This window comes from Qipengyuania sp. L-5Y, assembly GCF_056859455.1.
In genome coordinates, this window is sequence record NZ_JBSXOM010000031.1 from 292,463 (window position 1) to 302,891 (window position 10,429).

The following is a 10,429-nucleotide window of genomic DNA, read 5'->3' on the forward strand; positions in this document are numbered from 1 at the left end:
AAGCGCAGTCCCGAGGGGCGACGAATTCGAATGACCGTAAAAGGGAAACTAGCCGCATGACCATCCGTACCCGCCTTCTTCCCGCGCTCGCCTTGGGCCTAGCGTTGGCCGGATGCGCCAAGGAAGGGGACCTGGTGATCGATCAGGGTGTCGGCATTACCGCGGTGAGGAGTACCTGTCCTGCCGTTGGGATTCCCGATTATACGGGCGATATCACGACGTTCCGTACTCCCGGTTCGACCACCAGCGCCGATCTGGACGTGACGGCAGCGATCACGAACCTGCGTTCTACCTGCAATGAAAGCGCAGATGATCGGGTTTACACCGAAGCGACCTTCGATGTCGTGGCACGTCGTACGGACACCAGTGGCAGCCGGACCGTTACTCTGCCCTATTTCTCCACCGTCCTGCGCGGCGGTTCTTCGGTTGTGACCAAGCGCATCGGCAGCGTGACCCTTCAGTTTGCCGATGGGCAGGAACGCGCTCAGGCACGCGGCACGGCTGGCGCTTACGTAAATCGCGCCGAAGCCACGCTTCCTGCTGAAATTCGCGACCAGATCACGCGCAAGCGCGAAGCCGGCGATCCCGACGCTGCGCTTGATCCACTGGCCGATCCGACGGTGCGCGCTGCACTCCAGCGGGCTACCTTCGAACTGTTGGTGGGCTTCCAATTGACCGAAGATCAGCTGCGTTACAACGCGACGCGATAGTCGCTGCTATCTTGCCATTTCGCGTCGATAGGCTAGGCGCGCGCCATGGCTGAAATGCAGACACTTCACGCGGCCTTCGCGGCCCGGATCGACGCGGTATTGGATGCTCTCGAAATGGAGGGCTCGCTGCCTGCCGACGCGGCACGCGGCAATGTTACCGTGGAACCGCCGCGAGACCCGTCCCATGGCGACCTCGCGACAAACGCGGCGATGGTTCTTGCCAAGCAGGCGAAAAGCAATCCGCGCGCACTGGCGGAAAAGATCGTCGAACATCTTCAGCGTGATCCGGCGATTGCCAAGGCCGAGATCGCAGGTCCCGGCTTCATCAACCTGCGGTTGGAAAGCGACGTATGGCGGCGTGAAATCCAGGCGATTGCTTCGCTGGGTGCCGATTACGGCAGGTCGGATATGGGCAAAGGCCTCACGGTCAACGTCGAATATGTTTCTGCAAACCCTACCGGCCCCATGCATATGGGTCACTGCCGCGGTGCGGTGGTAGGTGACGCGCTTTGCGGCCTGCTCGAATGGGCAGGTTATCGGGTCACCCGCGAATATTACGTCAACGATGCCGGCGGGCAGGTGGACGTGCTCGCCCGGTCCGCGCACCTGCGTTATCAGGAAGCATTGGGTGAAGACATCGGGGAAATTCCCGAAGGGCTATATCCCGGCGACTATCTGAAGCCGGTCGGGGAACGACTCGCACAGGAATTCGGCCCGGCGTATAGGGATGGTGATGAAAGCGAATGGCTTGCGCTGTTCCGCCAGCGTTCGGTCGCCGCGATGATGGAAATGATTCGCGAAGACCTGTCGCTTCTGGGCATTCATCACGACCTCTTTTCATCGGAAGCGGAGTTGCAGGCGGCGAAGAAGCCCGAAGCAGCGGAAGCATGGCTGCGCGAACATGGTTTCGTCTACGATGGCGTGCTCGAGGCACCCAAGGGCAAGGCTCCGCCGGAGGATTGGGAACCTGTTGAACTACCTCTGTTCCGTTCGACAGAATTCGGCGATGATCAGGATCGCCCGATCAAGAAATCGAATGGGGCATGGACCTATTTCGGCGCCGATCTCGCCTATCACTTCCAGAAGGCGGAGAAGGCGGATGCGCTTATCGATATCTGGGGTGCGGACCATGCAGGCACCGTCAAGCGTATCAAGGCCGCAGTCGCAGCGCTCACCAAAGGCGCCGGGCGCAATGTACCTTTCGACGTCAAGCTGGTGCAGATGGTCAAGCTCTTGCGCGACGGCGAGCCGGTCAAGATGTCGAAGCGTTCGGGCACCTTCGTCACGCTGGCGGATGTCGTCAACGAAGTGGGCAAGGACGTGGTGCGTTTTACCATGCTTACCCGCAAACCCGATGCGCAGATGGAATTCGATTTCGCCAAGGTCGTTGAGGCGTCCAAGGACAATCCGGTTTTTTATCTCCAATATGCCCATGCACGAATGCGCTCGACGCTTCGCAAGGCCGGGGTGGAGCCGGACGATGCGCATCTGGACCGGTTGGACGACAGCGAGTTGGCGCTGGTGCGCGAAGCGGCACAATTCCCGCGCGTGGTAGAAGCCGCCGCGAAGGCGCGCGAACCGCATCGCATCGCATTCTTCCTGGGCGATCTGGCTGCGGCCTTTCACAGCTTTTGGAATGCGGGTAATGACGATCCCTCGAAGCGGATCATTCAGGATAGCGATCCCGAATTGACCGCCGCGCGCCTGTTTCTGGTGGCGCAGGTCGGGCAGGTGATCCGCAACGGCCTCGCCATTCTGGGGGTCGAGGCGGTCGAGGAGATGTGAGCATGATGGGGTCCACGCCGTACGATACGGACGAAGATTGGGAGAGCGAGGGCGAACTCGATCTCGCCGACGATGAGAGCCTGCCGTGGCTCGAGGCGGCGAACGATGAAGGCGATGCCGCGGGGTTCGATACGTCCCGGCTTATCATGCTCGGAACACTGGCGATTACATTGCTGGCCGCGGTGGTCGGGGGAATATGGTTCGTGACCAGTCAGGTTTCCAACGAGCCCGAGGCGGATGGCAGCCTGATCGAAGCGCCTGACGGACCGTACAAGACAAGACCCGAAAATCCCGGTGGCAAGACCTTCGCCGGGACCGGTGATACCAGTTTCGCCGTGGGCGAAGGGCAAACGCGTGAAGGCAAGCTGGCCGATCGACCCGCTTCGGCACCCATGGACAGCGTGGCCGCGAGCCCATCCATTGCATCCACGGTCAGTGAGCCGCCGGTCGAAACGACGCAGTCTTCCGCAGGGGCTGTCCAGGTCGGTGCTTTCCCGCGGCGCGAGGACGCGGAAGCTGCATGGTCTAACCTTATCCGCCAGACGGAGGCGTTGAATGGAGTGCGGCATCGCGTCGTCGAAGCGCAGGTCGATATCGGGCGAGTTTTCCGGTTGCAGGCTATGACCGGCGACCGCGCCGCCGCCAACAGGCTATGCAACGCACTGAAGGCTGATGGGCTGGCATGCTTCGTCAAATAGGCGCGCAGTAAGGCTCAATTTCCACACCCGCCGACGGCACCGATCTTGCGGGAAATCTGCAAAGGCCTCACTTTCCAGCCATGACACCCGCCATCTTCGGCATTTCCGGCCTCGAATTGACGGCCGACGAACGCGCCTTCTTCAAGGATGCCGATCCCGCTGGATACATCCTTTTCGGGCGCAATTGCGACAGCAAGGATCAGTTGCGCAAACTGACGGACGACCTTCGCGAAATTCATGGTCGCGAACGATTGATCGTCTCGATCGATCAGGAAGGCGGGCGGGTCGCCCGGATGAAGCCGCCGGTATGGCAACGCTATCCTGCAGGAGAGGCCTTCGCTGCGCTATGGAATGTCGCGCCGGCTTCCGCGATCGAGGCAGCGCGCGCGAATGCAGAAGCCATGGGCCGCGAACTCGCAGAAATGGGAATTTCGGTCGATTACCATGCGCCCTTCGACGTGCGCCGGCCCGAGACCGACGATGTAATTGGCGACCGTGCTCTCGGGACCGAACCGATACAGGTGGCCGCACTCGGCCGGGCGGTGCTGGATGGATTGGGCCGGGCAGGTATCGTCGGGTGCCTGAAACATATGCCGGGCCACGGCCGTGCGACCAGCGATTCGCACAAGGAACTTCCGCGCGTCGACGCCAGCGATGAGGAACTCGGGGTCGATATCGAGCCTTTTCGCACCTTGTCGTCGCACCCGCTCGGCATGAGCGCGCACATGGTGTTCGAAGCCTGGGACGCGGACCACCCGGCAACATTGTCGGCAAACGTTATTCGCGAGATCATCCGTGGCCGGATCGGTTTCGATGGCCTGTTGCTAACCGACGATATCGACATGGAGGCGCTGGATGGGACCATCGTCGAGCGATCCATCCGCGCGCTCGATGCAGGATGCGATATCGTACTCAACTGCTGGGCCAAAATGGACGACCAGGTCGCGATAGCTGAAAGCGGCAAGGCCATGGGGCAGAAGACGATCGAACGGCTCGACCGGGTGCTCGCGGCAATGCACGAACCAGATGATGGGCCGGAAACGGCGGAATTGCTGGCGAATCGGGATACCTTGCTGGCTATCGCCCAAGAACAGCCGGCATGAGCGCAAACGGCCTGCTTTTCCGCGAAAATGCGGCCGCCGACCATGATGGGTGGGAAGGCATCGCCAGTGAAAATGCTGCCGATGAAAATGCCCTGTATCTGGAGCTCGATGGTTGGGAAGGGCCGCTCGATCTGCTGCTCGATCTCGCGCGGCGCCAGAAGGTCGACTTGCGTTCGATTTCGATACTTTCGCTGGTCGACCAGTATCTCGATTACATCGATACAGCCGAAGCACTGAAACTGGAACTTGCCGCCGACTACCTCGTGATGGCGGCATGGCTGGCATACCTTAAATCGGCGATGCTCCTGCCCAAGGAAGAGCAGGAGGATCCGAGTCCCGAGGAACTGGCTCTGAAGCTTCAGTTGCGGCTCCAGCGCCTGGGCGCAATGCGCGATGCGGCCGCACGCCTGATGGGTGGCGATCGCATCGGGCGCGATGTCTTCCTGCGCGGCAGTCCGGAGGGGTTGGAAATAGCGCGGAAGAACCTTTGGCAGTGCGATCAATTCTCGTTGATAGAAGCGTACGGGAGAGTGAAGGCACGTACTGCACCGGCCATTCACATGGTCCGCGAACGTCCCGTCATGACGCTGGAATCGGCACTCGACCGGGTTTCGAACATGCTGGGTGTTACGCTCGACTGGATGGAGCTGCGCGAATTCCTTCCTCCCCATGCAGAGCCACGCCTCAAACGATCCGCGCTCGCATCCAGTTTCGTTGCCGCGCTCGAACTGGCCAGGTTGGGCAAAGCCGAACTGCAGCAGGAAGATACGTTCGGTCCGCTTCACCTTCGCCGGGTTTCCACCTGATGGAGGAACTGGACCGCGCTGTAGAAGCTGCCTTGTTTGCAGCAGAGGAACCGATGACTGCAGAAGCGCTTGCAGGCTTTCTCGGCGGCGCTGCGGTAGGCGATGTCCGCGACGCATTGCGGAGCGTCGCCGATCATTACGAGAAGAGAGGCGTGCATCTGGTCGAGCGGGGCAAACGCTGGCACTTCGAAACCGCGCCCGATTTGGCGCATCTCTTGCGGCGTGAGAAAGAACAGGTTCGCAGGCTCAGCCGCGCGGCCACGGAGGTCTTGGCGATAATTGCCTACCACGAGCCGGTAAGCCGCGCCGAAATCGAATCAATTCGCGGAGTACAGACCAGCGGCGGTACGCTGGATGTGCTGATGGAAGCCGGTTGGGTAAAAATCGCGGGACGGCGTGAGGTGCCCGGGCGGCCGACGATATACGCCACCACAACGGAATTCCTCGAACATTTCGGCCTGTCGAGCCGTCGGGATTTACCGGGAATTGCCGAATTGCGGGCTACGGGTCTGCTCGATCCTGTCGAAGATGCCTATGATGAACTCGTTGGCGAGAGCGATGCCGACCAACAAGGCGATAACAAAGACGGGAATCGCGACCCTGCCGGTGAGGACTGACTGGTACAAACGTCCCACAACGCCTATAATCGAAACTGCATAACCGAGAAAGAAGGTCCCATGGGTCTTAGTGTCTGGCAACTTGCCATCATCGCCGTCGTCATCCTCGTCCTGTTCGGCCGTGGCCGCATCTCCGAGATGATGGGCGATTTCGGAAAAGGTATCAAAAGCTTCAAGCAGGGCATGAATGAAGAAGAAAAGCCCGCCAAGCAGATATCTCATGACGCAAAACCTGCTGACGAAGGCCTGACCGCAGATCAGGTCAAGCAGACCACCGACCCGAAATAATCCGCTAGCGGGCGGAGGCAGCCATGTTCGATATCGGTGCCAGCGAATTGCTGGTGATCGTCATTGTGGCGATCGTGGTGATTGGGCCAAAAGACATGCCCAAGGCGCTTCGTACGGCTGGTCGCTGGATCGGCAAGCTGCGCCGCATGTCCAACCATTTCCGTGCCGGGATCGACGAAGTCGTTCGTCAGGCCGAGATCGAGGAAATGGAAGAGAAATGGGCGGCACGGAACAAGGAAATCATGGCAAAGTATCCCGACGGCGCGCAACCGGAAGGCGGTGGGCCCGAAAATCTGTTGCCGAATGAGATGGAGCCTCTGTCGGCGGCAGGTGAAGTCCCCGATGCCGATGCCGCGGCGGAAGCTGCGATCAGGCGCGCTGCACCGGTGAAGGCGCCGGAGCATTCGGACGAGCCGCCACTGCCTCTCGATCCTCCCGCTTCGGGGAAGGACAGCTGACATGGCGGTGATAAGGGACATCGACGAAAGCCAGGCACCGCTTCTCGATCATCTGATCGAACTACGCTCGCGGCTCGTAAAATGCGTCCTCGCGTTGGTGGTGGCCTTCGGGGTGTGCCTGTACTTCGCCGATCCCATTCTCGGGTTTCTGATCCAGCCGCTCAAGAATGCCTTTCCCGAAGGGGAAGGCCAGCTCATCTTCACGAAGCTCTACGAAGTGTTCTTTGTCGAGCTGAAGGTGGCGCTGTTCGCCGGGTTCTGCCTGAGCTTCCCGGTTATCGCCAATCAGCTTTGGGCGTTCGTGGCCCCAGGGCTTTATGCGCGCGAAAAGAAAGCTTTCCTGCCATTTATTCTGGCCACGCCCATCCTTTTCCTAATGGGGGCGTCGCTCGCCTATTTCGTCGTCATGCCCACCGCGTTTCGCTGGTTTCTGGGCTTTCAGGGGACGGCGGGCGGTCTCGAAATTCAGGCGCTTCCGACCGCAAACGAATATCTCGGTCTGGTGATGCAGTTCATTCTCGCTTTCGGAATGAGCTTCCTCCTGCCCGTCTTGCTTTTGCTCCTCCATCGGGCAGGGATCGTTACCCGCGACCAGCTTGTGGCGGCAAGACGGTATGTGGTCGTGCTCGTTGTTGCGGTTGCGGCCATCATCACGCCACCCGATCCCGGCTCGCAATTGCTGCTCGCAATTCCGCTTCTGCTCTTGTTCGAAGGTTCGCTTGTGCTGATGCGTCTGACCGAGAAACGCCGGAAAGCAGTCGTCGAAAAGCCCGAAGAGCCTCAGTCCGCGTCGTAGACCTTCCGTCCGCCGACCCAGGTTTCGATCACCTTGGTGGCCCGCAACTCTCCCGGACTGGAGATCAGGGGATCGCGATCGATGAGAACGAAATCGGCGCGTTCGCCGGGTAGCAGCTTGCCGAAGCGGCCCTCTGCAAACCCTGCATAGGCGGCTTCACTGGTGAAGGCCGCCAGCGCCTGTTCACGGTTCACGCGTTCTTCGGGGTGCCAGCCGCCAAATGGCTCGCCATTCGCATCCATGCGCGTCGTCGCAGCGGCCAGTGCCGCAAACGGGTCAGGCGATTCGACCGGAGCATCGGACCCGAAAGCCAGCCGTCCGCCCGCTTTCAGGATCGAGTTCCATGCATAGGCGCCGGCGAGGCGGTCGGGGCCGAGCCGGGCTTCTGCCATAACGCGATCGCTCGTCTGATGGACAGGTTGCATGGACGCGATAATGCCGTCCTCACCGAACTTGGGCAGGTCGACCGGATCGACGATCTGCGCATGCTCGATGCGCCAGCGCCGATCACCGGGGAAGCTTTCGGCAATCTCTATGATCGCGTCCAGTGCATCCTCATTCGCCGCGGTGCCGATGGCGTGGATCGCGGGCTGGAAATTCCCCTGGGCGGCGCGCACCAGCACGTTGCGCAGTTTGGCGGGACCAGTGAGCGGAAGTCCGGTATTACCCGGATCGTCGGCATAGGGCTGCTTCAGCCACGCGCCCCGGCTGCCGAGTGCGCCGTCGAGATAGATCTTGATCCCGTTCATCCGCAGCTTGTCGTCATAAAGCCAGGGCGAAGGCCGGGCGCCGGCAATAAGTTCCATCTGCTCGGGGCCGGCGGCGTAGGACATGATCCTCACCGTAAGGGCGCCTTTGTCGCCTGCCCTGCGATATGCCTGCCAGTCCTCGATGGTCGTTCCCATGTCCGCGACTGCAGTGATCCCGTAACTGTTCAGGACCTTTTGTGCTTCTGCGAAGGCAAGGTCACGCTCGTTCGGGCGCGGCGCCGGAATGGCGCGCGTCATCAGTTCTTCTGCGGCATCGACGAATACGCCCGAGGGCTGCTGTGATCCCGCCATCCGCTCGACGCGGCCACCTTCCGGACTCTTCGTTTCTGCAGTGATGCCAGCAGCCTGCATGGCTATGCTGTTCGCCCAGCCGGCATGGCCGTCCACGCGCTGCAGATAAACTGGCCGGTCGGAGACCGCACTGTCGAGTTCGGCAGCCGTTGGAAATCTGCCAAGGCCCCATTTTTCCTGGTTCCAGCCACGCCCGAGAATCCATGGCCGCGACTCGTTCTCGGCAGCAAAGCGGCGGATCTTGTCCAGCGCTTCCTCAAGCGAATTGGTTTCCGACAGATCCAGCGTCAGCGCACCGATGCCAATGCCCATCACATGCGCGTGAGCATCGATCAGCCCGGGGATCATGACCGCGCCCCTGCCGTTTTCGCGGTAATCGGTCTGGGGCTTCTTGTCTTTCGATGACAGGATCTGCGCGACCTTGCCGTCATCATCGATGACCAGCGCATTGAACCGCTTGATCTTGCCATCTTCGTCGAAGGTAATCCCTTCCACATTATCGACCAGCACGTCGGCCGCGGCTGGCATGGCGAGTGCAAAGGCAAAGGTGGTGGCAAGGAGTTTGAACTTCATTTCAGGCGATCCAGTGCTCGTTTCCAGCGGCATCCGATAAGGCATAGCTTGCTGCAGGCAAACCCTTTCGGACGTTGCGTCGCATGGCGCCTAGCCGTAGGGCCGCTAACATGAACGAAGCATCTTCCGTCCGTGCTGCCGCCAAGGCGACCGAGCTCCTTACCCTCGACGATGTGCGCGCTGCCGCTGCGCGTATCGAAGGTGCCGTGGTCCGGACGCCGATGTTGCGCTCGCAGACCCTGTCGGAAATTTCCGGGGCCGACATCTGGCTCAAGTTCGAAAATCACCAGTTCACAGCCGCATACAAGGAACGCGGCGCGCTCAATGCGCTGCTCCATCTCAACGAGGAACAGCGCGCGCGGGGCGTGATCGCGGCATCCGCCGGGAATCACTCCCAGGGGTTGAGCTATCATGGCCGGCGTCTGGGCGTTCCGGTCACCATCGTAATGCCGCAGACCACACCCAGCGTTAAGGTCATGCAGACCGAAAGCGTGGGCGGGAATGTCACGCTCTTCGGCGAGACCTTCGACGAAGCCTATGCCCATGCGCGCGAATTGGAAAAGGAACGCGGCCTAACCTTTGTCCACCCGTTCGATGATCCTCTGGTTGCGGCCGGGCAGGGCACGGTCGCGCTGGAGATGATCGAGGACAAGGACGATTTCGATTGTCTTGTCGTACCGATTGGCGGCGGCGGATTGATGAGCGGGATGGCCACCGTGGCCAGAGCGCTCAAGCCCGATATCGAAATGGTCGGTGTTCAGGCCGAACTCTACCCATCGATGTATTCTGCAGTCACGGGTGACGAGCGTCCCTGTGGCGGCGATACGCTGGCGGAAGGCATTGCTGTGAAGGCGCCTGGGCAGTTCACCCGCCAGATTATCGCCGAGCTGGTCGATGATGTGCTTCTGGTACCCGAAGCAGCCCTCGAACATGCGGTCGCGCTCCTGCTGCAGATCGAAAAGACCGTTGTCGAAGGTGCGGGGGCGGCGGGCCTTGCAGCTATCCTGTCGAACCCGGACAAGTTCATGGGGAAGACCGTCGGTCTCGTCCTGTGCGGCGGCAATATCGACACGCGCCTGCTCGCCAATGTGCTCCTGCGCGACCTTGCGCGATCCGGGCGTCTTGCTCGCTTGCAGATAGTGTTGCAGGACCGACCGGGCGCATTGTTCAAGGTCATGCGCGAGTTCAACGAACACAACGTCAACATCATCGAAATCTATCACCAGCGCATTTTCACAACACTGCCGGCCAAAGGCCTGACGGCGGAAATCGAATGCGAAGCGCGCGACGGTGAACAGATCGATCGGCTCGTGAACTCGCTGCGCGACAAGGGATATGTAGTCGAAATGGCCGAACTGGCCTGACTGGCGGGCGGTATGCCGCCCATCCGAGCATGCGATTTTGGCGCCCGTTTCGAGTAATTCGACGGATGGCCTGTGCTTTTCATGGTTAAGAGGGTTTTAACGCTGGATCGCGTCTGGCATTGATGCGTCTAACAGGTAAGGATTTCTTAACCTCTGAAAGGATGCAGCCG

At 60.6% G+C, this 10,429-nt stretch carries 11 protein-coding genes; 10 read left to right on the forward strand and 1 reads right to left on the reverse strand.

The window, feature by feature from the left end:
* Positions 1–56: 56 nt before the first annotated feature.
* The 9 genes from AC13F2_RS12300 to tatC all read left to right on the forward strand — a co-directional run bounded on the left by AC13F2_RS12300 (position 57) and on the right by tatC (position 7,261).
* Positions 57–710 (forward strand): hypothetical protein, encoded by a 654-nt coding sequence (locus AC13F2_RS12300; protein ID WP_301642374.1) that lies wholly within the window; start codon positions 57–59, stop codon positions 708–710.
* Positions 711–755: 45 nt separating this feature from the next.
* The gene (argS, locus tag AC13F2_RS12305) at positions 756–2,495 is read left to right on the forward strand and encodes an arginine--tRNA ligase (protein ID WP_482965358.1); all 1,740 of its coding nucleotides are present in this window, start codon (positions 756–758) and stop codon (positions 2,493–2,495) included.
* A gap of 2 nt (positions 2,496–2,497) precedes the next feature.
* Entirely contained in the window at positions 2,498–3,193 is a 696-nt protein-coding gene (locus tag AC13F2_RS12310; RefSeq protein WP_482965359.1) for an SPOR domain-containing protein, read from the forward strand.
* 80 nt (positions 3,194–3,273) lie between these two features.
* On the forward strand, positions 3,274–4,296 hold the full coding sequence (nagZ, locus tag AC13F2_RS12315) for a beta-N-acetylhexosaminidase (protein WP_482965360.1): 1,023 nt from the start codon (positions 3,274–3,276) through the stop codon (positions 4,294–4,296).
* The gene (locus AC13F2_RS12320) at positions 4,293–5,102 is read left to right on the forward strand and encodes a segregation and condensation protein A (protein WP_482965361.1); all 810 of its coding nucleotides are present in this window, start codon (positions 4,293–4,295) and stop codon (positions 5,100–5,102) included. The genes nagZ and AC13F2_RS12320 overlap by 4 nt, the downstream gene beginning before the upstream one ends.
* Positions 5,102–5,719 (forward strand): SMC-Scp complex subunit ScpB, encoded by a 618-nt coding sequence (scpB, locus tag AC13F2_RS12325; RefSeq protein WP_482965362.1) that lies wholly within the window; start codon positions 5,102–5,104, stop codon positions 5,717–5,719. Before AC13F2_RS12320 ends, scpB begins: the two co-directional genes overlap by 1 nt.
* A gap of 60 nt (positions 5,720–5,779) precedes the next feature.
* Positions 5,780–6,007 carry a twin-arginine translocase TatA/TatE family subunit gene (tatA, locus tag AC13F2_RS12330; protein WP_103022561.1) on the forward strand — a complete coding sequence of 76 codons (228 nt, stop codon included), beginning with the start codon at positions 5,780–5,782 and terminating at the stop codon, positions 6,005–6,007.
* 23 nt (positions 6,008–6,030) lie between these two features.
* The gene (gene tatB, locus AC13F2_RS12335; RefSeq protein WP_482965363.1) at positions 6,031–6,465 is read left to right on the forward strand and encodes a Sec-independent protein translocase protein TatB; all 435 of its coding nucleotides are present in this window, start codon (positions 6,031–6,033) and stop codon (positions 6,463–6,465) included.
* 1 nt (position 6,466) lies between these two features.
* Positions 6,467–7,261, forward strand: coding sequence for a twin-arginine translocase subunit TatC (gene tatC / locus AC13F2_RS12340; protein ID WP_173829939.1), 795 nt, complete (start codon positions 6,467–6,469; stop codon positions 7,259–7,261).
* On the opposite strand, the gene AC13F2_RS12345 is transcribed toward tatC, so the two are convergent.
* Positions 7,246–8,895, reverse strand: a complete 1,650-nt coding sequence (locus AC13F2_RS12345) for an amidohydrolase (RefSeq protein ID WP_482965364.1) — start codon at positions 8,893–8,895, stop codon at positions 7,246–7,248. The genes tatC and AC13F2_RS12345 overlap by 16 nt on opposite strands.
* Before the next feature lie 110 nt (positions 8,896–9,005).
* Between AC13F2_RS12345 and AC13F2_RS12350 the strand changes: the two genes are divergently transcribed.
* The gene (locus tag AC13F2_RS12350) at positions 9,006–10,259 is read left to right on the forward strand and encodes a threonine ammonia-lyase (protein ID WP_482965365.1); all 1,254 of its coding nucleotides are present in this window, start codon (positions 9,006–9,008) and stop codon (positions 10,257–10,259) included.
* Positions 10,260–10,429 lie beyond the last annotated feature (170 nt).